Source organism: Shewanella sp. SP1S2-4 (genome assembly GCF_031932075.1).
Taxonomy (GTDB): domain Bacteria; phylum Pseudomonadota; class Gammaproteobacteria; order Enterobacterales; family Shewanellaceae; genus Shewanella; species Shewanella baltica.
Window position 1 is genome coordinate 415722 of sequence record NZ_JAUOET010000001.1, and the last position, 24962, is coordinate 440683.

The following is a 24962-nucleotide window of genomic DNA, read 5'->3' on the forward strand; positions in this document are numbered from 1 at the left end:
AAATACTTACCATTATCAGTTTATCTATTAACACAGCAACTGATGGAAAGGTTAAAACTCAAAATAATCATGCTAACGTGACGAGCTGCCGCTAAAAATGAGCCATATATCATTATCTTCTCACAAAATTACGGTTTAAATTGTTGCCAATTCTGCATTCTCTGTTTCACATTAGCGGACTGTCGAATGAGTTAAATTCAGGTCTTTCAACTGACAATGTTAAGTCGCTTTCTTAAAAGGCCTTGTTAAGTTTATCACTCGAACGTATTGAGTTGATAAGATAATAACTATGTCTGAAAAAATTAAACCCTCAGTCCGCTAACTGAACGATACATAAAGCTTTATGTGTGGCTGACGCTGACGACCTAAGTTTTAGCTGGGTTTATTGACGTCCCCAAAATCGTTGTTAACACCGCCCAAAGCCTTAAACACACATTAAAATTCATCAATTCATTTGTAACAAAGTCTGTTTTGCCAGTCTCTGCCATTGGTTTGCTTGGGTTATCGCCTTATACTTTTGAACTCAAATATTAAAACAACAATGTTGGAAGCAAGCGATATGACTATTGGGACTGCTCCGGTAAGTAAAACACATTCATTTATGACTGTGTCTCTTATCGAATTATGGGAACGCTTTGGTTATTACGGCATGCAAGCGCTGATTGTGTACTTTATGGTGCAGCGCCTTGGCTTTGATGACTCACGTGCAAACTTAGTATGGAGTGCCTGTGCGGCGCTCATTTATGTATCACCGGCCATTGGTGGTTGGGTTGGGGATAAGATCCTCGGCACTAAACGCACTATGCTGCTGGGTGCGGGGATTTTGTCTCTGGGTTATGCGCTGATGGCCGTACCCACTGAAAATACGTGGTTTATGTTTTCAGCGCTCGGCGTGATTGTGGTCGGTAACGGCCTGTTCAAACCCAATGCCGGTAACTTAGTTCGTAAAATTTACGAAGGTGACGATTCTAAAATCGACAGTGCGTTTACCATCTATTATATGGCGGTCAACGTTGGCTCGACCTTCTCTATGTTGCTCACGCCTTGGATTAAAGATTATGTAAACGCCCAGTATGGCAACGAGTTTGGCTGGCATGCCGCCTTTGCCGTGTGTTGTGTCGGCATATTGGTGGGTTTAGGCAACTATGCACTTATGCGTAAGAGTTTAGTCCATTACGGTTCTGAGCCTGATACTCGCCCAGTGAACAAGAAAAGCCTCGCGATAGTATTAGCTCTGGCCGCGTTGTCAGTAGTCGCTTCGGCCATTATTCTGGAATATGAAGCGGTTGCCCGTGTCTTTGTTTACGCCGCTGGTGTAGCGGTATTGGCCATTTTCTTTCACTTGATCCGCACCAGCGAAACCAGTGAACGAGCGGGACTGATTGCGGCGCTTATCCTCACAGTGCAAACCGTGTTCTTCTTTATCTTCTATCAACAAATGTCGACGTCATTGGCGCTGTTTGCCTTGCGTAACGTGGACTGGGATTTCCAAATTTTTGGTACCCATTTGTGGACTTGGTCACCGGCCCAGTTCCAAGCATTGAATCCATTATGGATTATGGTGTTAAGTCCAATCTTGGCTTGGAGTTATTCGTGGGCAGGTCGTAATGATAAAGACTTCTCTATCGCGGCGAAATTTGCCCTCGGTTTTGCCGTTGTAGCGATTGGCTTCTTTATCTATGGCTTTGCCGGACAATTTGCCGTCAACGGTAAAACCTCTTCATGGATCATGATCTGGGGCTATGCCTCTTACTCTTTAGGCGAATTGCTGGTGAGTGGTCTTGGTCTTGCTATGATTGCCCGCTACGTACCTGCGCGTATGGGCGGCTTTATGATGGGAGCCTATTTCGTCGCCTCAGGTATTTCACAGTATCTGGGCGGTGTGGTCGCTAACTTCGCCAGTGTACCGAAAGATTTAGTCGATCCACTGCAAACCTTGCCCGTATACACCAGTCTATTTAATAAATTGGGTATCGCGGCTGTGGTTTGTACCTTTATCGCCCTTGCGGTATTACCACTAATGCGTCGCCTGACTGAGACTCACCATTCACATAATAATACTGAGAATGAAAGTGCTGCGGCATCGCTAAGGGATGTGAAAGCCGAGCAGTAATGCGCGACTGACAATAGCGATTTATCTATTGCATAACATCAACTGCCGATAGCCCTGCTATCGGCAGTTTTTTATCACTTCACTTAGTTATACCCTTGTGTTGCAACTCATAACCAAATGAGCTGTAGCGAACCTCACCCAATCCCGCAGTGACAGGCCTAGCGCTGAGTTGCTGAGAATAAGATCTTCAGTTCCACATTATCGTCCCTCTAGCTGGGATGACTTCACCGTCTCGATTTGTTACAAAGCAAATATGAACCCAGACGCACTCGGTTTAATAGCACTGCTCAAGTGCAAACTCAAATTGACATGATTAATGAAATAACGGAGGGGAAAAGAGTTAACCGTTCAAGCTTGAGAAGCGCGCCACTTAGCCCCATATCAATAACACTGAATACCTTTTTATTCATCAAGACTGAGCCGTTAACGCTTGTTCTTCGCTATGCGCCTAACAATGCCACTAGCAATGCGACTAACACTGTTAGCGCCTCTTGTTGTCGTTAGCAAAAACGGCAGTCACTTGGAGACACTATGTCACAACAGACATCAATATTGGCCGATATTCCCTTCTCGCTATTGGAACTCGCGCCCATGCGCCAAGGCTCAACCGTGGGTGAAACGCTGCACAGCAGTTTGCAGTATGCCAAGGAAGCCGACAGACTCGGCTTTAATCGTTTTTGGTTTGCCGAACACCACAATATGCCCGGTATCGCCAGCGCGGCGACCTCAGTATTAATTGGCTATATTGCTGGCAATACGCAGCGTATTCGCGTCGGCGCGGGTGGCATTATGCTGCCAAACCATGCGCCGTTAGTGGTTGCCGAACAGTTCGGTACCCTTGAAAGTCTCTATCCTGGTCGCATCGATTTAGGACTGGGACGCGCACCGGGCAGCGATCAAGTGACCAGCCGAGCACTGAACCGCGATACCAGTCGCGCCGAACAATTCCCTGAAGAAGTCAGTGAATTACAAACCTTACTCGGCCCTTACAATGGTCGCCATGCGGTGCGAGCGATTCCTGGAGAAGGCACTAATGTGCCGATTTGGTTATTGGGTTCGAGTCTCTTTAGCGCACAATTAGCGGCGCAGCGCGGTTTGCCCTATGTGTTTGCGGGCCACTTTGCCCCACGTTTTCTTTACGATGCGATTGAAATCTATCGCCGCGACTTTAAACCTTCTCAAGTGCTTGATAAGCCCTATGTGATGTTAGGTTTGCCGCTCGTTGCTGCCGACACTGATGAAGAGGCGCAATTTCTGGGCACGACCTCGAAACAGCGCGTACTGGCGCTTATCCGTGGTCACGAGTTATGGTTAAAACCTCCGGTTGAAACGATGGATGGCTTATGGAGTGCGCAAGAAGAAACCTATGTCGATAATTTCTTAGGTTTATCTGTCATTGGCGGCCCAGCGACGATTAAGCATCGTTTGGAAATGATCGTCAAAGAACTTGGCGTGAATGAGTTTATCTTCACCAACGACTTGTACGATCTTGATAAACGCAAGAAGGCGTTGCAGATCCTAATGGAGATTAAACAGTAGCGATTCAGTCAACTGACTCGTGCTGAAAGCTATTGGCAGTAAAAATAGCTGCCAATAGAACCATCCTCAAAACAATTGCCCCATAAAAAATCCCGCCGAAGCGGGATTTTTATTATGTAAAACTGTCATCTAAAACAAGTTTATATCAAAGCAATATTAACTTTTCAGTACGGCATCGAAGCTGGCTTTGAGGATACCAAGGCCTGCATCAATTTGTGCATCCGGCGCGGTTAATGGCACCAAAATACGCAGCACATTACCGTAAGTGCCGCAGGATAATAAAATCAATCCACGGTCACGGGCATCAGCTAACACTTGCGCGCAATAGTGCGGTGCAGGTTTGCCATCTTCCATTAATTCGATAGCGATCATCGCGCCTAAACCACGCACATCGGCGATTTGGGCGTGTTCGACCTGCATCACGTTCAATGCAGACTTAATGCGCTCACCTATGGTATTGGCACGATCTAACAGCTTTTCTTCTTCAAACACTTCAATAACAGCAAGCGCTGCGGCGCACGCTAACGGGCTGCCACCATACGTACCGCCAAGACCACCCGGACCAATCGCATCCATCACTTGCGCGCGGCCAGTAATGCCAGAAAGTGGGAAACCACCCGCGATAGATTTAGCAAAAGTCGTGATATCCGCAGCCACACCCATTTGTTCCATAGCGAAGAAAGTGCCAGTACGGCCTGCGCCCGTTTGCACTTCATCGGCGATGAGCATAATGCCTTCACGGTCGCACAGTGCGCGCAGGCGCTGCATAAAGGCGGGTGATGCGGCGTAGAAACCGCCCTCGCCCTGCACTGGCTCTAAAATAATGGCGGCGATATCACTTGGCTCGGCATCATTTTTAAAGATACGTTCAATCGAGGCCATAGCATCGTCATCGGACACGCCGTGCAGCTCGCAGGGGAACTCAGCGCGGAACACATTCGCCGACATCAGCCCCATACCTTTACTGTAAGGCGCGACTTTACCGGTCAGTGCTAAGGCTGCGATAGTGCGACCATGGTAGCCAGACGTAAACGCAATCACGCCAGCACGTTTGGTATAGGCACGCGCCACTTTAACTGCGTTTTCAACCGCTTCTGAACCACTAGTGAATAATGCTGTCTTCTTGGCAAAATCCCCTGGCACCAATTGATTGAGCTTTTCACACACTTGGATATAGCTCTCGTAACCGAGCACCATAAAACAAGTGTGGGAGAAATTATCCAGCTGAGCCGCAACCGCTGCCTTCACTTTAGGGTGAAGATGACCGGTATTAAGCACAGCAATGCCGCCCGCAAAATCGATAAACTCGCGCCCTTCAACATCCCACACGGTCGCGTTTTCGGCGCGCGCGGTAAAGATTGGGTGAATTTGCCCGACACCACCCGCAACTGCGGCTTGGCGACGTGCCATCAATGAATCATTGGTTGTTGTCATTTAGTGTTCCTCACACGCCAAATCGGACCGTATTAAACGGACATGCAGATGTACTTCATTTCTAAATATTCTTCGATGCCGAACTTAGAACCTTCACGGCCCAGTCCAGAGGATTTCATCCCGCCAAAGGGTGCGACTTCCGTCGAAATCAAGCCAGTGTTGACCCCAACCATGCCGTATTCCAAGGCTTCGGCGACTTTCCACACCAGTGAAATATCGCGGCCATAGAAATAAGCGGCAAGGCCAAATTCAGTATCGTTAGCTTGTTTAATCACATCGTCGACATCGCTGAATTTAAACAGCGGCGCGAGTGGACCAAAGGTTTCTTCGCGGGCAACGAGCATGCTTTTATCAACGTTAGTCAGCACGGTTGGCTCGAAGAAATTACCGCCAAGGTCGTGGACTTTACCGCCAGCGAGCACAGATGCGCCTTTAGCTATGGCGTCGATAAGATGACTTTGCACTTTTTCGACTGCGGCAGCATTGATCAGCGGACCCGTAGTGATGCCCTCCTTGATGCCCTCTCCAACCTTAAGCTTGCCCACAGCAGTGCTGAGTTTTAAGGCGAACTCGTCGTATACACCGTCTTGCACATAAATGCGGTTTGCGCAGACGCAGGTTTGGCCGGCATTACGATATTTAGCAATCATGGCGCCTTCGACAGCGGCATCGATATTGGCATCGTTAAACACGATAAATGGTGCATTGCCGCCAAGCTCTAGCGACAGTTTTTTTAAGGTAGGCGCACATTGCGCCATTAATTTAATACCGATATTGGTTGAGCCTGTGAAAGACAGCTTACGCACTATCGGGTTGCTGCACATTTCATTACCAATCTGCACCGCATCACCCGTTAACACACTAAATACGCCCGCAGGAATACCAGCACGCTTAGCAAGTTCAGCCATCGCTAATGCGGTAAATGGTGTTTGGTGCGCCGGTTTTACCACCATAGTACAACCCGCAGCTAACGCTGGAGCAGCTTTGCGGGTGATCATAGCCGCAGGAAAGTTCCACGGCGTTATCGCGGCAGTTACACCGACAGGCTGCTTGATCACCATCAAGCGCTTATCCCCTTGATGCCCAGGAATAGTATCGCCATAAATACGTTTCGCTTCTTCGGCAAACCACTCAATAAACGAAGCCGCGTAGGTTACTTCACCTTTCGCTTCTGCCAGCGGTTTACCCTGCTCGGTCGTCATGAGCAATGCTAAGTCATCACTGTTTTCATTGAGTAATTCAAACCAACGCCTTAACTTAGCGCCGCGCTCTTTGGCTGTGAGCGCTCGCCATGCAGGTAAAGCCGCTTCTGCCGCCTTAATCGCCATCTCAGTTTCAACTTGTCCCATATTAGGAACATGACCAATCAAGGCATTGGTTGCGGGATTAACCACCTTTAACGTGTCACCAGAAACGGCATCACACCATTGACCATTAATAAAAGACTGTTGATGTAGCAAACTCGGATCATTTAATTGCACAAGGATTTCCTCGTATTGTGAAGCTACCTAGCTTCTTAAAAGTGATGATGTTAGAGACCCAGTTTGTCTCTTAACGTGTAATACCAAGCTCCGATAGCGCTAAAAGGGACGCGAAGTGCGTGACCACCGGGGAATGGATAATGTGGCAATGCAGCAAAGGCATCGAAGCGCGTGGCTTGGCCGTTGAGCATTTCGGCCAGTAACTTGCCCGCCAGATGGGTATAAGTGACACCGTGGCCACTGCAACCCTGTGAATAATAGATGTTCTTACCGATACGACCGACCTGTGGCAGGCGCGATAGCGTCAGCAGAAAGTTACCTGTCCACGCATAATCGATCTTCACATCTTTTAATTGCGGGAAGGTTTTGAGCATATTCGGAATAATGATCGACTTAATGTCCGCCGGATCGCGGGCGCCATACACTACGCCGCCGCCGTAAACCATCCGCTTGTCGCCAGACAGACGGAAATAATCGAGTAGATAGTTACAGTCTTCGACGCAGTAATCCTGCGGTAATAAGCTCGCGGCCAGATCGTCACTCAAAGGCTCAGTGGTAATCACTTGCGTGCCGCAGGGCATAGACTTCGCCTGCAACTCTGGCATTAACTTACCTAAATAGGCGTTACCCGCCACGACCACAAACTTGGCTTTGACACTGCCCTGCGCCGTATGCACAACTGGGCTATCGCCTTCATCGACACTCAGCACTGCTGAGTCTTCAAAAATCTTGCCGCCGAGGGATTCGACCGCACGCGCTTCGCCAAGAGCTAAGTTAAGCGGATGAATATGGCCGCCGCTTTTATCGAGCAGACCACCGACATAGCGCTCAGTATTTACCACACCGCGAATGCCTTTGGCATCGAGGAGTTCGAGCTGATTCACATGACCGTGGCTTTCCCACAGTTGCTTTTGATGGCGCAGATGACCCATTTGTTTTTCGTTCATCGCAGCAAACACGCCGCCATCTTTTAGATCGCATTGAATGTTGTACTTAGCAATCCGATCGCGGATGATTTTTCCGCCCTCAAAGGCCATTTGGCCAAAGAGTTTACCTTGTTCTTTGCCGACTGTTTTTTCAATAGTATCAATGTCACGGCTAAAACTATTGACGATTTGTCCGCCATTACGGCCCGAGGCGCCCCAGCCAATGCGAGCGGCTTCTAACACCACCACACTAAAGCCAGATTCTAATAAATGTAGCGCAGCAGAAAGGCCCGTATAACCCGCGCCAATCACACAAACATCGGCTTCAATCGATTCCTCTAGGCGCGGACGTTCAACCTTATCGTTGGCCGATGCCGCATAATATGATCCAGCGTGAGCTATGGCAGACATGTTGTTCCCTTGAATTCTAATGTTCATTATTTTAAACAGCCATCACATCCTACACCTTCAGAAAACGAAACACTAGCCAGAAAAGTGCAATAATTTACATTTTGTTTGATATTTCAAACACGCAATATTCTTAAGCGCAGCGATGTCATGCTAATGGTGTCGAGTAGCAGAACTGGGCTGCAAAGCGAAGCGGATGATGGGAGCGGTGACAATTAACAAGGGTGGCTTTGACGATACCAAAGCCACCTCAAGATTAAGCTAACTAGTTCATCGGTGTGCGGTCGCGTTTCTCTGCCCGCCTTGCCATATACCAAGACAAGAAGGCGATTAAGGAGACACACAGAATGATCAGCGTCGCTAAGGCGTTGATCTTAGGCGAAACCCCTAAACGTACCGAGGAGAACACCACCATAGGCAGCGTCGTTGCACCTGGGCCCGAGGCAAAACTTGCGATCACTAAATCGTCTAATGACAAACTGAATGACAACAACCAACCCGCCACCAGCGCCGGCGAAATCATAGGCACTGTGATGAGGAAGAAGGTCTTTAGCGGTGTTGCCCCTAAGTCCATTGCCGCTTCTTCGATAGACATGTCCAGCTCGCGCAATCTTGACGACACAACCACAGCCACATAGGCAGCGCAGAAGGTCGAATGCGCAATCCACACAGTTAACATGCCGCGCTCTTTAGGCCAACCAAACAAGTCGGCCATGTGCACAAATAGCAGTAGCAAAGACAGACCTGTGATCACCTCTGGCATAACCAGTGGTGCTGTGATCATGTTCGATAATGTCAGCTTCGCCCATGAACGCTTAAAGCGCGTCATCACAAAAGCCGCCATAGTGCCAATAATCACCGCCATGGTTGAGCTATAAAAGGCAATCCGTAGACTGGTCCATACCGCATCTAAAATCTGTTGGTCTTGAAATAACTCGCCATACCATTTTGGTGAAAATCCGCCCCATACCGTCACTAATTTTGAGTCGTTAAAGGAGTAAATCACCAGCACTAACATAGGTGCATAGAGGAAGAACAAGCCAAACCACAACATTGCTGAAGAAAAACTTAACTTTTTCATAGGTCTTTCTCCAAACTACGCGCCTGATAGCGATGGAATAAGGTAATAGGAATAATCAATAAGCCCAGCATTACAATCGCCAGTGACGAAGCCACAGGCCAGTCGCGGTTATTGAAGAATTCTTGCCATAAGACTCGACCTATCATTAAGGAATCTGGACCACCGAGTAGCTCAGGGATCACAAACTCACCCACAGCAGGAATAAACACCAACATAGAACCGGCAATCACACCGCTTTTTGACAGCGGAAAAGTGATTTTCCAGAAGGTATTTAAACGGCTTGAGCCTAAGTCAGAAGCGGCTTCAATCAAACTCATATCGAGTTTCACTAAGGTGGCGTACAAGGGCAAAATCATAAAAGGTAAATACGCATAGATAATGCCGATATACACGGCAATATTGGTATTAAGGATTTGTAACGGCTCAGAGATGATTCCCAGCCACATCAGCGAATGGTTGATGATCCCTGTGTTACTTAAGATCCCCATCCAAGCGTAAACCCGGATTAAAAATGAGGTCCAAGAAGGCAACATGACTAACAGCAGCAATACGGTTTGCAAACGCGCTGGCGCACGGGCAATCGCATAGGCCATTGGATAGCCAATAATCAAACAGCCGATGGTCGAAATTAACGCCATTTTCAATGAGCTGAGATACGCCATGTAATACAGCGAATCATCGAGCAACATCAAATAGTTACCAAAATGCAGGAAGATATTTAATACATCATCGGCATATTGGAACGTGGCTTCATAGGGCGGGATCGCAATCGCCGCCGTCGAAAAACTCAGTTTAAGGACAATCGCAAATGGCAAGGCAAAGAACAATAACAGCCAAGCATAGGGTATGCCTATGGTCCAAATGCGGCCTTTGAGCCACTTTAATTTAGTCGGTATCTTCATGATCTCAACACCACGCCACTGGTGTCCTCCCAACTGATGAACACTTCGTCATCCCATGTGGCATGATCGGCGCGGCGTTCACGGTTAGTCATACTGCACTGGACGATTTGACCATTCTCTAAACGAATGTAATACACTGAAATACCGCCTAAATACGCGATATCGTGTACGATTCCCTTGGCCCAGTTGTACTGACCTTCAGGCTGTTCGCGGCTAATAATGGTCTTTTCAGGACGCACAGCTAACCACACGTTTTTGTCTTCGACGTTGGTCGACACCCCGTAACCGACATAGAAAGATTGAGCCAACTCATTAGGTTTAATGATCAAATGGTCGACTTCATCCACTTCAATCGCGCCACCAAACAAGTTCACTGTACCGATAAATTCGGCAATCATGCGGCTATTCGGGCTTTCGTAAATATCCATTGGCGAGCCTGTTTGGGCAATCCAACCGTCGCTCATAATGGAAATGCGCCCCGCCATTGTCATGGCTTCTTCTTGATCGTGGGTCACCATCACGCAGGTCACACCGACACGCTCAAGAATTTCAACCACTTCGAGTTGCATCTGGGTACGCAGTTTTTTGTCCAATGCGCCCATTGGCTCATCGAGCAGTAATAATTTCGGCCGTTTTGCCAGTGAACGGGCCAAGGCAACACGCTGACGCTGACCACCGGATAACTGATGCGGCTTACGTTTTCCGTATTGCTCCATGTGTACTAGCTTGAGCATATCTTGTACGCGCTGCTCAATTTCGGCCTTAGGTAACTTGTCTTGCTTCAAACCAAAGGCAATGTTTTGCGCCACTGTCATGTGGGGAAACAGAGCATAGGATTGGAACATCATATTGATCGGACGTTCGTATGGGGGTAAATCTGTGATGTCTTCGCCATCGAGGAAAATACGGCCAGAGGTGGGCTTTTCAAATCCCGCTAACATGCGCAATAACGTCGACTTACCCGAGCCTGAGCCGCCGAGCAAGGCAAAGATTTCGCCTTTATTGATGGTTAATGACACGTCGTCGACAGCCCGTACGTCATCGAATAACTTGCTTACCCGCTCAATTCTGAGCAGTACTTTTTCTTGCGTCTTTGTTGTCGGTTTATTGGTGACGCCCGAGGTGATTGCCATAGTACTTCTCCACCCGAAAATGATGCGTCAATACGCTCAAACTCTGGGTTCAACACGATTAATGAATGAAAAGAGGTTAACCAAACTGTGTCAAATCCTATACGTGGATGAACTATGCATAGGATTGGACATAGCAAGTCTGCCAAGTTAGGGGCAAGCTAGGCTTGCCCCTTATCGACTATTGTCCTGACTTCACTTTGGTCCAAACACGGGTTAATACGCGTTGGATTTTCAAAGGACGGATTTCACCAATATAAAGTTTATCTAACACTTCTTGTGGTGGATAAATCGCGGGATCGGTGCGGATAGCCTCATCAACCAGAGGTTGTGCAGGATCGTTCGGGTTAGCATAGGCGACATAATTAGAGATAGGCGCTATGACTTCTGGACGGAGGAAATAGTTAATCAGCGTCAGTGCATTATCTGCGTTAGTCGAATCGGCTGGGATAGCTAACATATCAAACCACAGGTTGGCGCCTTCTTTTGGAATAGAGTAACCGATCTTATTGCCATTCCCCGCCTCTTCAGCACGTGCTTTAGCTTGGAAGACGTCGCCAGAGAAACCAAAGGCCACACAAATGTCACCGTTTGCTAAGTCGGAAATATAGCGAGATGAGTGGAAATAGGTCACGTAAGGACGGATTTTTTCCAGTAACTCACCGGCTTTTTCATAATCGCTTGGGTTGGCGCTGTTAGGATCTAAACCTAAATAAATCAGTGCTTGAGGCACCATATCGTCGGCAGAGTCCAGCATAGCAAAGCCACACTTAGAGATTTTTTCAGCATATTTAGGATTGAAGATCAGTTCCATTGAGTTGAATGGCGCATCTTCACCCACAGCCGCTTTCACTTTATCTATGTTGTAACCAATACCATTGGTTCCCCATAAATAAGGCACGGCATACTGGTTACCCGGATCGGCTTTCTCAAGTAGCTTCATCAGGGCAGGATTTAAATTTTTGAAGTTAGGTAGCTTAGCGCGATCTAAAGGTTTGAAAGCACCCGCTTTGATTTGCTTAGCGAGAAAGTGGTTAGAAGGGACAACGATATCGTAGCCACTACGACCAGACAGCAATTTAGCCTCAAGCACTTCGTTACTATCGAACACATCGTAAATTACCCGAATGCCCGTTTCTTTCTTGAAGTTTTCTAAGGTATCTTCCGCGATATAATCTGACCAGTTATACACGCGAACCACTTCTTCCGCTTGGGCTGCTGCGCTCGCTAATACGCTCGCAGTTACCAGAGCTAGAGTGGTCATCTTATTAAATAGCTTCATGCTTTCTCCTTTCTCGGGTAGCAGAATTGCTTAAGCAAATTCTGACATTGTGTCACCGGGCTATCCGGATATTGTTGTTATTTTCGACCAATGCTACACCTTACAAACCGCATCGGCAGTCTCTACGGCATGAGTTCCATGCCACCTTTATATCTTGCTGCAATTTGTTAAGTATCAGGTTTCGTGCCAAATTTTCGAGGCATCGGTATTGCATTAACACTCAAAAAATTAGACTAGATATGACACTGCTTGTACATATTGCAACATTAAGGCAAATGCCTCAAGTCCCTAAGTAATCGCAAAAACCACTAAGATAAAACACATTTTAAATATGACTAACAATTAGTTAGCGACTCTATCAAACGAGCGACTTAAAACAGTTAGGCATATTTCACTTCTCTAGCGGACACGCATCTGAATTGAATAATCACTTTAATCAACAAGCCATTAAAAACCATCAGATTATTTAACAAATGAGTTGCACCGGTTGGGTGCAATCTCACTAAAACAGTGCAAAGCTCAGTCTTGTGATTACCGATGTTAACCTCTGTTTTCCTTGGGTTAACGCGGCGACACTGTCAGTACACTCAATCCAAAAACATTACACAGTGAGCAGTAGGAATTCACGTTCCCATGAGCTGACCACACGGCGGAAGTTTTCAAGTTCGGCCTGTTTCACCGCCACAAAACCTGTGGTGAAGGCTTCACCTAAATACTGCTTACAGGCATCACTTTCTTCCATCGCCGCTAACGCTTCTTCTAAGGTTAAAGGCAAACAATGGGTGTTGTTACTGCGGCTTTCGTTGGCTTTACCCTGCACTGGCGTCGAAGGTTTTAGCTGCTCAACCATGCCGATATAACCACACAATAAGCTCGCGGCAATTGCCAAATAACAGTTAGCATCGGCGCCGGGAATACGGTTTTCGATACGACGGTTTTGTGGTGAAGACTCTGGAATACGTAATCCACAGGTGCGGTTTTCATCGCCCCACTCTAAGTTCACTGGCGCTGAAGTGCCGGGTAGGAAACGACGGAAAGAGTTAGCATTGGGCGCCATCAGCGGCAGCAACTCAGGGATGAATTTTTGCAGACCGGCGATATATCCCAAGAATAACTGGCTCTTAGTGCCATCTTCATTGGTGAAAATATTTTTGCCTGTCTCTTTATTGATCACACTTTGGTGAATGTGCATTGCACTGCCAGGTTCGTCAGTCACAGGTTTGGCCATAAAGGTAGCGCAAACATCGTGCTTCAGTGCCGCTTCGCGCAAGGTGCGTTTAAAGATAAACACTTGATCAGCAAGGGACAATGGATTGCCGTGGCTGAAGTTAATCTCCATCTGCGCAGGGCCATCTTCATGGATTAGGGTATCGATATCTAAACCTTGAAGCTCACACCAATCGTACATGTCTTCAAACATAGGATCGTATTCGTTGGCTGCATCGATAGAGAAAGACTGGCGGCCCGCTTCGGGTCGACCTGAACGGCCAATTGGTGGCTTTAGGGGTAAATCGTGGTCGTCACTACGACGGGTCAAATAGAACTCCATTTCAGGAGCGATAACCGGTTCCCAGCCCTGTTCGTCATAGAGAGACAAGACTTTTTTCAATACGTTACGTGGTGACAGCTCAATCGGATTACCCATTCTGTCGTAGCAATCGTGGATCACCTGTGCCGTGGCTTCTATGGTCCAAGGCAACATAAAAACAGCGTTTTCATCAGGTACACAGACAAAATCGATGTCGGCAGCATCGAGCAAGCTGTAGTAAACATCTTCATTCACAAAATCGCCGGTGACGGTTTGTAACAGCACGCTTTCGGGCAAACGCATGCCTTTTTCATCGAGAAACTTATCGACTGGTGCAATCTTGCCGCGGGCGATGCCAGTCATGTCACTGATAACACATTCGACTTCTGTGATTTTTCGTTCTTTTAAAAAAGCGATTAGCTTATTCATTATTATTTCACTCGAGTTGTAGCCCTGCGCCGGCATGCATCACCGAAGGCATTGAAAAGGGAGAGGTAAAACGGATTTTCGCTCACCTTCCACTCTGGATGCCATTGCACACCGAGGGCAAATTCTTTAGTACCTATTACGGAGAAAGCCTCCACTAACCCATCTGGAGCATAAGCTTCTGGCCGCAACCCAACACCCAGACGCTCCACGCCTTGAGTATGCACAGAGTTGACCTCTGCAGAGTTACGGCCCCAGGCCTCGTAAATAAGCCCCCCGGGCTCAACAGTAATACTGTGAGAAGCCCCATATTGCACATCTAAGGATGCGGTTTTATCTTCTCTATGTTCAATAAAGCCACCCACCTCATATAACTTCTGGTGCAAACTGCCACCAAATGCCACATTCATTTCTTGAAAACCGCGACAAATACCTAATACAGGTACCCCAGCAGCAATAGCGGCGTGGATCAGCGGCAAAGTCGTCGCATCACGTTTAGGATCATGGTGTGTACCAAGCTCACTCGGTTGGCCTGCATAAAGATGGGGTTCTACATTAGAAGGAGAGCCAGTAAACAAAATACCGTCAAGACGTTCTAAAATCGCGTCTATCGGTAAATCGCCGCCTAACGATGGGATCACTAACGGCCAGCCTTTCGCGCCATTAACTACACCTAATAGATATTTTTCACCAACAATATTAAAGGGATGTGAACCCAGTTGTTGATTACAAGCAATAACACCTATGAGGGGCAAATCGGCTGACATATCTCACCTTTAGAATTCGTTTTACTAGCATAACGAACACTTTGTCTTTAAATGTTCATTTTTTCACACAGTACACCGAAATTTCACACTAGGCAAGAGGTTAAGCACTTGTTAAGGATTATTTCATCCACTTGTGTTTAATAAGCATAAATAACATGTAGTTAAACCTATATTTTGGTTATTTAATGTTATTTCATGTGAATAAAATAGTGCTTCAGCTGGCAAAAAGCTCACTTTTAGCAGCGTAAATTAAACCGTATTCGCGCTAAATTTGAACCAATATTATTTACACAAAGAAGAGGATATATAACAAATATGACAGGATTAGAAAGGAGGTAATACCAATCGTATTAAATATCTGTTCATTCAGCGGGAGTTCAACGCGCTTTAGACAAGGCGAAGGCTTGAAGGCATAGTGGTGCTCTGTCGAAAGCCTTAAACGCAGTATAAAGTGCGTTGAAACCCGCCCTTCGGGAGCCTCACAGGCATCCCACTCCCGTGTTGCATTGACTTAAAAGGGAATGACCATTTCTGCGTCAATGCGCCTTGGATTGAAATGCCTGTGAGGCTCTGAACTGATTAGATATTTAATGTGATTGGTATAAATCCGCAGTTGTGTTGAATAACAGTATTACGCCACTCACTTCTAGTGAATAAGTGGCCTAATATGTTGAATAATAGGGTAAGTTGATGACTTAACTAGAAGTTCGCAGGCGTAGTCGCACTCACCAGACGGCAAGGTTCATCAAAGGGATTGCGGAATCTATGGGGCACTTCACTATTAAAGTAGTAACTGTCACCCGCTTCCAAAATATACACTTCATCACCCACAGTGAGTTCGAATTTACCTTCGATCACCATCGCAGCCTCTTCACCTTCGTGCTTCAGCATTTCTTCACCCGTATCTGAACCGGGCGGATAAATTTCACTCATCACTGACATAGCGCGATTCGGATAATCACGGCCGATCAGTTTAAATTCAAGTGGTCCAGTGCCGATATCCAGTAATTCATTGGATCGATAGACGACCTTTTGCTCACTATCCGCAGAGGCTTCAATGGAGAAAAAATCCACTAAAGACATCGGGATACCCGACAGCACTTTTTTTAGAGAGCTGACTGACGGGCTAACACTGTTTTTCTCGATCATTGAAATCGTACTGTTAGTCACACCAGCACGTTTGGCCAATTCTCGTTGAGATAAGCCTTTCATTTTTCGAACAGTTTTGAGGCTGGCTCCAATATCCAAATTTCACATCCCCCTGAAGGCTCGGGTCAACCCCGATAGATGACGAACAGGTTGTTCAGGATAAACACCATCCAGAACGCATTTTCGCCCAAAAAGCGCGTGTTTTACTGCTTTCATTGTATTCTACATAAAAAGCGTGTTAAATAAAACGAACACTTTTTTGCGTCATGTTAAAAGTGTGATGAGTATACTGAGACAAGTCCAATTTACAATAAAAACAATTTTTTGGAGCCATAATGGCAAGCAAACCTCCAGTGCACAGCGAACAGTACCCACACTCTTATTATGTTGATACTGCTAAAGAAATTTACGCGCACCCACAACTCGAAGGCAATATCAGTGCTGATGTCTGCATAGTCGGCGGCGGCTTTAGCGGTATCAATACCGCCATAGAACTCGCACAGCGCGGCATGAGTGTCGTCCTATTAGAAGCCAAGCGCATTGGCTGGGGCGCATCGGGGCGAAACGGCGGCGAACTCATTCGCGGAATAGGCCATGACCCTGCGCAATTTCACAGTGAAATCGGCACAGAAGGTGTTCAAGCAATCCAACAGATGGGCTTTGAAGCTGTCGAAATTGTACGAAATCGCATACAAGAACACAGTATCGACTGTGATCTACAAATGGGTTACTGCGATTTGGCAGTTAAACCTCGCCACATGGATGAGCTTGAAGAAGAATTTAGCGCACTCAAGGCCATGGGTTATCAGCAAGAAATCAAGCTGTTAACTAAGGGACAATTAGGTGAAGTCATAGGCTCAGATTTTTATCAAGGTGCGCTGGTTGATATGGGCAGCGGCCATTTACACCCGCTGAATCTTGCTCTGGGTGAGGCACGCGTCGCCCGTAATCTGGGCGTGCAGTTGTTTGAATACAGCGCCGCCGAAAAAATCATTCAAGGCGCTAAACCTAAGGTTATGACCGCCAAGGGCGAAGTCACTTGCCAATACTTAGTACTGGCTGGCAATGCCTATATTGGCCACAAACTTAACAGTTTTGCAGGGGGTAAAGTATTACCCGCCGGCAGTTATTTATTGGCGACCGAGCCCTTAACTGAGGCCCAATGCGCGAGCATTATCCCGCAGAATATGGCCTTCGCCGATATGCGAATTGCCTTAGATTACTTTCACTTATCCGCAGATCGTCGACTGCTGTTTGGTGGCCTTTGTACTTACTCAGGTAAAGACCCCAGAGATATTGAAGCAGCACTGAGACCGAATCTGGAGAAGGTATTTCCACAGTTAAAAGGCGTGCGTATCGATTATGAATGGGGCGGCATGATAGGTATTGGCGCGAACCGTATGCCACAAATTGGTCGCCTGCCCGATGCCAATAATATTTTCTACGCCCAAGCCTATGCAGGACATGGCGTGAATGCCACTCACATGGCCGCAAAACTACTGGCCGAGGCGATTTGCCAACAGGCGGGGCATTTCGATGTGTTCGCAAAAATCAAACACATGACCTTCCCCGGCGGCCCGACATTCCGCTCACCTATGCTCGCGGCTGGCATGCTGTATCACAGATTTAAAGACTTGTTTTAAAGGCTTATTTTAAGCACTTTTTAAGAACAGATTTTAAGGGATGGTTTTAAGAACGGGTTTTAAGCCATAACGCATGATGGGCATCATTGTTATAAGCACTAGCCATTTCACCACTCGTCATTTAGATACGAGTCATTCAACTGCAAGTCATTCAGTACAATTAGGGCTGCAACAACGCTAAGCCTCGTCTAAGAGATCGCCGCGTTCTAACAAGCATAACGGCTTTTAAAAGCTAATTTGCTCTCGCTAATCTCTGCCGCTTTCGACGCCTTGCCCACAGGATAAAAGGGATTGACCCGAGATAATGCACGACTAACGCCACCACAACGCCAAAACCAATCCCACAGGTGGTTAAAGGTATTCCAGGCTTAAAGTTACTGACGGTTTTCTCCAGATAATCAAAGCGAACGGGGTTAAACATATAAGCAGTTTTTTCAAACAAATTGCCCGTGTTAAACATCGCCAAGCCCTGTGTTAGCTCTTTATAAAGCGCCAGTGTCTGCACCTTTTGCTCGGCGTCGGCACGCACGCTAGGCTCCTCATTTTGCTGGTGACGGGCAATCATGGCCTCAGCATCGGCATAATGATATTCCTTAGCCGTTGCCTCGTAGCCTTCTACCTGCCATTGGGTTGATGCATAAAGTCCAGCGAGAAATTGCTGATAATGATCAGCCAGTTGCGGTAACTGCAAGGCAATCACAAGAATCAACCCAAAAACCAATTTATCAATCAATCTGCCAATCAAGGGATCCTCCTTGGTGATCTAGCCAAACGACGCAGCGGTTACGACACTGCAATGACATAATGCTCAAAACTGCACTGACTCAATCAATAACTACTCAATTAGCACTCAATCGGCAGATCGGTACGACTGCCCCAATCCGCCCACGAGCCATCATAGAGGATGGGATGTGTATGCCCTGACGCAACTGAAGCCAAAATCAAAATACACGCCGTAATCCCAGAGCCACAGCTAAATATCCGTGCAGACTTGTCCGCTGCTAATCCTTGATAAATAGCCTGTAACTCACTGGTCGTTTTGATTTTATTGCCATCGAGCACTTGAGCGAAGGGTAAGTTAACCGAGCGAGGAATATGTCCTGAGCGCACACCGGGGCGCGGCTCACTCACTTGGCCTAAAAAGCGTGGCGCACCACGGGCATCGACAATCGCGGTTTCGGCATCTTCGATACGTGATAACACGGCCTCGGCATCCATCACCCGCTCGGGGTGGTATTGCAGCACATCAGCTAATGTATCGATATCCGTCGGGCCATAATCGACGCCTTCGGCTTGATAACGCGATGAGGTGATGCGGTCTTCTTCAATCCACTGAGGCAAGCCACCATCGAGTACATAGACTCGATTAAAACCCATGACTTTAAAGGTCCACCACGCCCGTGGGGCTGAATAAATGCCTTGGTTATCATAGATAACGATAACACTGTCGGCCTCAATCCCAAGTTGCGCTATCCCTTGGCTGAATTGCTCAAACGTCGGCAAGGCATGGATTTGAGTTGAAGTTTTATCGCAAAACACATTTTCCAAGTCGAATCGACGTGAGCGCGGGATGCAAATAGGCTCATCGTAAACCAGAGGTTCTTTACCAATAACGGTTTCCATACTGGCATCGAGCAAGACTAAATGGGGATCGGTGAGATGTGCTTCGAGCCACTGCGTACTAACAAGTGGGTATTCCATAGCGGGTCCTTTTACTGTTATCCAAGTCTGCCGCTAGTCTCTCACCAAATGCCGTAAAGCCCAAATATCGGCTTAACAAATTGTCTGCTTTGGGATTTTATTCAAAAGCGTCGACTCGATTTTATGCACTCCATCATTAAATTGCGGCGAAGCAGTGTTTCAAGATAGCTTTTCAAGACCGCACTTTCGAAATAATCCTTTTCAAAATAGCCGCTACTTAATCACTTCTATTTTCACGTCAATCAAACCAGAGGAAGTGTTGCCTATGCTACTGAACGCCGATTTAGACAGATCAATAATGCGGCCACGCACGAAAGGCCCTCTATCATTGATTTTTACAATCACACTTTTGCCATTATCAACATTGGTGACCTTAACGCTCGAACCAAAGGGTAACTTTTTATGCGCCGCCGTCTTTAATTTATGTTTGTAAAACTCACCGCTGGCCGTCTGCTTATTTTGATGTTTATCCCCATAAAAGGAAGCTTGACCCGATTCAGTGAATCCCACCCAGTTAGCATTTTCACCCGTCTGCATTGAAGAACAGCCAGCCAAAAAACTTAACAATGCCAGTACAGATAGTTTGACGAAATTGAACTGTCTAATTAGGTTTTGAAGTGCATTCACATGACACCCTCTCTAATGAGTGAACGCTTTGCTGACGAGCGATAGGCTCAGCAAAAGTCACGGGGAAATAACGAACAACCTTAGATGGCAAAGCTCGAAGCTTGCATCCTAAAAGATCAGAACAAGAAACAATAAATTTCCGCGAGGCTACAGCAGTTGCACTCTAAAATCACGTATTTACAGGTGAATGCTCTCGGTTTGAAGTCAAAAGGTTGCAGACATACTGACTTAAAAAACAGACAGAATAGCGTTAAAAATAGAGGCCTAGTACGACTAAATAACTTGTTTGGTAACTTAAATGCTGGCCCCTACTGATGGGCAAGCCATGGTGTTCACTCACCGACACGCAGCAAGTCCCTCCGTGGATGCTCGACCGCCCCATCTGATGTGAAAGGATTCACAAATGCCGCGATGGCATGGACGCCAAAGAGCGGCCATGGGGCGGACGGTCGTCTCGCTAATCACCATGGCTCACCTTTTTGGCATTAACGTAACCTGCGGTTTTGAAGTAGATACTGGGCACGCTTTTGGACAGAAGTGCGTTAGATTTAATGCACTAAGGTGAGTAATAGCATTATCAAAGTTATGGCAACCTGATTAGATTCGTTGGCTGATATCCACTAACGCAGGCTTGCCATGGTGTTCACTCACCGACACGCAGCAAGTCCATCCGTGGATGCTCGACCGCCCCGTCCATGGGGCGGACGGTCGTCTCGCCAATCACCATGGCTCACCTTTTGGGCATTAGCGTAACCTGCAGATTTAAAAGCGTTACGCAGCACGCTTTTGGGCAAAACTTTGTTACAGACTTAGCTAAATTAGAAGCGCATGAATCAGTGGGGGTATGAAAAAAGTAGCATAGTCATGCGACCAGCATTAAAGGTCTACTAGTTTCGAAATTTATATATTCTGTCTTTATTTAATTCACTGATACTTGCAATTTTATCGAGGGCTTCGTTAACCTTAGTGGCCAAATCTGGGCTGCTCCCTGCAAGTAGCATAAAGACTCGAATGTAATCAGTTAGCTCTTCACCTTCAAAGCTCATGAACAAATCATAAATATCTTCTGCCTTGAGCCTTGCTAAGATTTCAGCTTCAGACGAGTTGTAAGAATTTGAACCACACCTCAAGTCCAATATCTCTTTCACTGTCGGTTCTGGCTTTAACTCTAAGTAGGATTTGCGCAATCTTTCAATAAACCGCTCGTCTTTAATCCCAAATGAGAAAACACTATCTACATCAAAATCTTCGGGACTCCCATGCTTTGAGTCAATGAAAAACTCAATCAACTCATCCGCTTTTTCATCCTTTCCAATCGTACGTAACACCTTCAATCCAGAGCTATATTGAGAAGCAGAAGTACTAGACGCTATATCTCGCATCCCCTCTTCAAATGCTAAAGCAATATCTTTTTCGTTATTATTAAATGAGCCATGGAAAAGCTTCCAAGCCTCATCCCATTTAGCACTAGCATTTTGAATGTCAAATTCTTTCTGCTTATGTCTACAAAGATGGATCAACTTTTCTTGTTCAAGAAACCCTTGCTCAATACCACGAGCAACAGCCAAGTCTATTTCATCGGTAAATCCGTAACCATATCGATTTAACGTCATATTCCAATGCACGGTTATTTCTTTCGTCCATCCTACTTGTACATTTTCCTTTCTAATCCCAGATTGGTTTACAAACGCAAACTCTGGAATGCGTTTTTTATCAGCACCATGGCAGTAGTAACACCAGCTGAGCACTATAGTAGAGTGAATAACTTGCTTCTTAATGTTTTCATCGAAGCCATTCACCAAATCTAAAAATTCTTTCGTGTGCTCAACTATCTTTCTAATCACTCGCTTATTTTTAATAACCAATCCAATACAGCAATCACGAATGTAATTTCTGAACTCGAAGTCTTCTGCAAACATAATATCGAAGCATTGCTCAGCGGTTGGTTCGAAGTGGAGTTGCCTATCTACAATTTTCTCTTTGTATTTTTGGTAATCATCGAACGTCTTATCGCCAACTTCTTCGTTAAGTAATAAGACAACTTTACAGCCTTTTTGCTCTTTGTAATATGATACTAAACCCATGAAGTCTTTGATGGTGACTCTTTCGCTATGACGCTCTAAGTCATCAAAACAAATAATCGTATTTGACATCGCTAGTTGAGATATTGAGCCTAGAACGTCACCCAAGCCAATACCCTTTATCTTCAATGCCTGAAGCGGCTCAACCCAAGATTTAGATCGAGACTTGAAGTTCAAAGGTTGCCCTATATTGTGAACATCGATTGTGTTGAGAAAAACCGATTTCTTGAGGTCATCGATCGAATTGGCTCCGAACAGCGATACATAAGAGTACGACTTCAAAACACAATCGTCTTTAAATTCATTTGCATATTGCTTCCAACTGTAAGTTTTACCAACTCCCCAACTACCTTTGATAGCTAATACTTCTGGCGTATCTGAGGAAAGGAACCTTCGAATTTGTTCTTTAACTAATTCAACTGACATATTTGCAACTTCCCTACAGAACAGAATGGTTTTGAGACCAATATAAACCAATTAATCAATATGTTGTACAAAATAAAGCATCTGTGTAAGCGTCCATAAAAAAGCGAATAGCTCTGCTTTTGGCATTACTTTTGTATGGGACGATGTATGAGGAATGCTATATTTCTAAATCACTTTGGAGCAATAGCTTTTTAGCTACACGAACAGCGATAGGGTTAGTGAGGATTGGCATTGTTGTACCAGTGACCGTTGGCGGCATGGATGCCGCCGTCGAGCCTATAGGGATACTCTTTATTTAATAAAGGGGCGGCGAGTCACTGGGAAAGCAATGACAATTAATGTTGCACCTGTGACCTTCTAAAACATGAATGTTTTAGAAGAGCCCTCAGGGATACTTCTTGTGAAATAAAGGGAGGTGCCGAGTAACAGGGAAACAATGGCAATAAATGCAGCACAACTGACGATTCAATAATCTTGCTTTGGGGCAAAACCGCCCTAAAAATAAAAACCTCTTTCCATGTAATATGAAAAGAGGTTTTAGTATTGAGCGAAAGCGGCTCATTCTCTTATATAGACAAAAAAGAGCGGCTATAAAAACAGAACGCTTATAGCACGATCCAAGTCGCTTTCAGTTCTGTGTATTTGTCGAAGGAGTGCAGAGATTTATCTCGGCCATTACCTGACTGTTTATAGCCACCGAACGGCGCTGTCATATCGCCGCCATCGTAATGGTTGATCCACACCATGCCAGCGCGCAGGGCTTTGGCGGTTTTATGGGCCTTGCTAATATTCGATGTCCACACGCCAGCGGCTAAACCGTAAATAGTATCGTTGGCGATTGATATCGCTTCTTCCATGCCATTAAATTCAATGACAGATAACACAGGGCCGAAGATCTCTTCACTGGCAATCTTCATCTGATTGTTTACGTTAGAGAATACCGTTGGCTGCACATATACACCGCCCGTATCGGCCATGACTTGGCTGCCACCGTGGACTAAGGTCGCGCCTTCATCTTTACCTGCTTTAATGTAACTGAGTACTGTGTCTAACTGTTGTTTATCAACAACGGCGCCGCTCACAGTGGCAGGGTCGAGTGGATGACCCGGATGCCATGAGGCTAACTCCTCTGCGATAAGCGCGATAAGCTCATCTTTCACCCCGGATTCCACCAGCAAACGCGAACCTGCGGTGCAAACTTCACCTTGGTTAAAGGCAATCGCTTCGGCCGCAGCAACAGCAGCGGCTTTCAGATCTGGTGCGTCATTAAAGACGATATTGGGGCTCTTGCCTCCCGCCTCTAACCACACGCGTTTCATGTTCGACTCGCCAGCGTAAATCATTAATTGCTTGGCAATTTTTGTCGAACCTGTGAACACCAGCGTATCCACATCCATATGCAGGGCTAAGGCTTTACCTACGGTATGACCAAATCCTGGCAACACGTTTAATACGCCTTGTGGGATCCCAGCTTCAATGGCGAGTTGCGCCATGCGGATAGCCGTTAAGGGTGATTTTTCAGAGGGTTTTAACACCACACTGTTACCTGTAGCAAGTGCGGGGCCGAGCTTCCAACACGCCATCAGCATGGGGAAGTTCCACGGCACAATCGCAGCGACAACACCAACAGGTTCGCGAGTGATCATGCCAATTTCATTGTGAGCGGTTGGTGCAAGTTCATCGTAAATTTTATCAATCGCTTCGCCAGACCAGCGAATCGCACGGGCGGCGCCCGCCACATCCACCGCTTTAGAGAAACGAATAGGTTTACCCATGTCGAGGGTTTCTAACAATGCGAGTTCATTGGCATTTTCTTCGAGTAATTCGGCGAAACGTATCATCACTTGTTTGCGCTTTACTGGAGACTGCTGCGACCAAACACCGGAATCGAATACGCTGCGGCCATTGGCAACCGCAAGATTGGCATCCGCAAGATCGCAACTCGCCACTTTTACCAGCAAGCGGCCATCGATAGGGCTAATACAATCAAAGGTGTTACCCGAAACGGCATCTTGGTATTCGCCATTGATAAACGCCTTCCCATTAATAGACAGGCTGGCAGCAAGACTTTCCCATTCGCTGCGTTTCTTCGGTGTGCTCATGATGACCTCTTAATAGTTCGCATAGGTGTGGTTTATCGTTCATCGACAAGAAATAGTGACCAGTGACGACATTAGCGCAAATGCTACACATCATCACAGTCGTAATCCGAGCTTCAGATTACGCTGTTTGAGCAATAAAATTCAATATTTTTTACAAAAATAGCTTTTTTGCCACAAATAACTGCACACAGCTCTTCCATGTTCATTATTTCTAAC

General features: G+C 46.3%; 18 protein-coding genes. 3 read left to right on the forward strand and 15 right to left on the reverse strand.

Features of this window, described 5'->3' with window-relative positions:
• Nucleotides 1-559: 559 nt before the first annotated feature.
• The gene (locus Q4Q52_RS01855) at nt 560-2113 is read left to right on the forward strand and encodes a peptide MFS transporter (RefSeq protein ID WP_006085023.1); all 1554 of its coding nucleotides are present in this window, start codon (nt 560-562) and stop codon (nt 2111-2113) included.
• Nucleotides 2114-2644: 531 nt separating this feature from the next.
• On the forward strand, nt 2645-3652 hold the full coding sequence (locus tag Q4Q52_RS01860; RefSeq protein ID WP_311989694.1) for an LLM class flavin-dependent oxidoreductase: 1008 nt from the start codon (nt 2645-2647) through the stop codon (nt 3650-3652).
• Nucleotides 3653-3808: 156 nt separating this feature from the next.
• Here the strand turns inward: Q4Q52_RS01860 and gabT are convergent, their stop codons facing one another.
• The 10 genes from gabT to Q4Q52_RS01910 all read right to left on the reverse strand — a co-directional run bounded on the left by gabT (nt 3809) and on the right by Q4Q52_RS01910 (nt 16265).
• Complete coding sequence (gene gabT / locus Q4Q52_RS01865; RefSeq protein ID WP_311989695.1) at nt 3809-5086, reverse strand: 4-aminobutyrate--2-oxoglutarate transaminase; 1278 nt, start codon at nt 5084-5086, stop codon at nt 3809-3811.
• Nucleotides 5087-5118: 32 nt separating this feature from the next.
• Nucleotides 5119-6567, reverse strand: coding sequence for an NADP-dependent succinate-semialdehyde dehydrogenase (gene gabD, locus Q4Q52_RS01870; protein ID WP_311989696.1), 1449 nt, complete (start codon nt 6565-6567; stop codon nt 5119-5121).
• Between the two features lie 50 nt (nt 6568-6617).
• On the reverse strand, nt 6618-7904 hold the full coding sequence (locus Q4Q52_RS01875; RefSeq protein ID WP_311989697.1) for an FAD-binding oxidoreductase: 1287 nt from the start codon (nt 7902-7904) through the stop codon (nt 6618-6620).
• A gap of 262 nt (nt 7905-8166) precedes the next feature.
• On the reverse strand, nt 8167-8982 hold the full coding sequence (locus tag Q4Q52_RS01880; protein WP_006080702.1) for an ABC transporter permease subunit: 816 nt from the start codon (nt 8980-8982) through the stop codon (nt 8167-8169).
• Complete coding sequence (locus Q4Q52_RS01885; RefSeq protein WP_006080701.1) at nt 8979-9884, reverse strand: ABC transporter permease subunit; 906 nt, start codon at nt 9882-9884, stop codon at nt 8979-8981. Before Q4Q52_RS01885 ends, Q4Q52_RS01880 begins: the two co-directional genes overlap by 4 nt.
• Nucleotides 9881-11017, reverse strand: a complete 1137-nt coding sequence (potA, locus tag Q4Q52_RS01890) for a polyamine ABC transporter ATP-binding protein (protein ID WP_006080699.1) — start codon at nt 11015-11017, stop codon at nt 9881-9883. The genes Q4Q52_RS01885 and potA overlap by 4 nt, the downstream gene beginning before the upstream one ends.
• Before the next feature lie 178 nt (nt 11018-11195).
• Complete coding sequence (locus Q4Q52_RS01895) at nt 11196-12296, reverse strand: polyamine ABC transporter substrate-binding protein (RefSeq protein ID WP_259513052.1); 1101 nt, start codon at nt 12294-12296, stop codon at nt 11196-11198.
• A 601-nt stretch (nt 12297-12897) separates the two neighbouring features.
• A complete protein-coding gene (locus tag Q4Q52_RS01900; protein WP_006080696.1) occupies nt 12898-14253 on the reverse strand; it encodes a glutamine synthetase family protein in 1356 nt (451 codons plus the stop codon).
• Between the two features lie 2 nt (nt 14254-14255).
• Entirely contained in the window at nt 14256-15017 is a 762-nt protein-coding gene (locus tag Q4Q52_RS01905) for a gamma-glutamyl-gamma-aminobutyrate hydrolase family protein (RefSeq protein WP_006085017.1), read from the reverse strand.
• 699 nt (nt 15018-15716) lie between these two features.
• Nucleotides 15717-16265: a cupin domain-containing protein gene (locus Q4Q52_RS01910; protein ID WP_006080693.1), complete on the reverse strand. Its 549-nt coding sequence runs from the start codon at nt 16263-16265 to the stop codon at nt 15717-15719.
• 236 nt (nt 16266-16501) lie between these two features.
• Here Q4Q52_RS01910 and Q4Q52_RS01915 point away from each other — a divergent pair, with 236 nt between their 5' ends.
• Nucleotides 16502-17809, forward strand: coding sequence for an FAD-binding oxidoreductase (locus tag Q4Q52_RS01915; protein WP_311989698.1), 1308 nt, complete (start codon nt 16502-16504; stop codon nt 17807-17809).
• Between the two features lie 232 nt (nt 17810-18041).
• Here the strand turns inward: Q4Q52_RS01915 and Q4Q52_RS01920 are convergent, their stop codons facing one another.
• The 5 genes from Q4Q52_RS01920 to Q4Q52_RS01940 form a co-directional block, all read right to left on the reverse strand.
• Nucleotides 18042-18554 (reverse strand): DUF2937 family protein, encoded by a 513-nt coding sequence (locus tag Q4Q52_RS01920; RefSeq protein WP_311989699.1) that lies wholly within the window; start codon nt 18552-18554, stop codon nt 18042-18044.
• A gap of 98 nt (nt 18555-18652) precedes the next feature.
• Entirely contained in the window at nt 18653-19510 is an 858-nt protein-coding gene (locus tag Q4Q52_RS01925) for a sulfurtransferase (protein ID WP_311989700.1), read from the reverse strand.
• A 213-nt stretch (nt 19511-19723) separates the two neighbouring features.
• Nucleotides 19724-20137: a septal ring lytic transglycosylase RlpA family protein gene (locus Q4Q52_RS01930; protein WP_311989701.1), complete on the reverse strand. Its 414-nt coding sequence runs from the start codon at nt 20135-20137 to the stop codon at nt 19724-19726.
• Nucleotides 20138-21024: 887 nt separating this feature from the next.
• Nucleotides 21025-22644 carry a hypothetical protein gene (locus tag Q4Q52_RS01935; RefSeq protein ID WP_311989702.1) on the reverse strand — a complete coding sequence of 540 codons (1620 nt, stop codon included), beginning with the start codon at nt 22642-22644 and terminating at the stop codon, nt 21025-21027.
• 605 nt (nt 22645-23249) lie between these two features.
• The gene (locus Q4Q52_RS01940; RefSeq protein ID WP_063883406.1) at nt 23250-24746 is read right to left on the reverse strand and encodes an aldehyde dehydrogenase; all 1497 of its coding nucleotides are present in this window, start codon (nt 24744-24746) and stop codon (nt 23250-23252) included.
• Nucleotides 24747-24962: the final 216 nt, after the last annotated feature.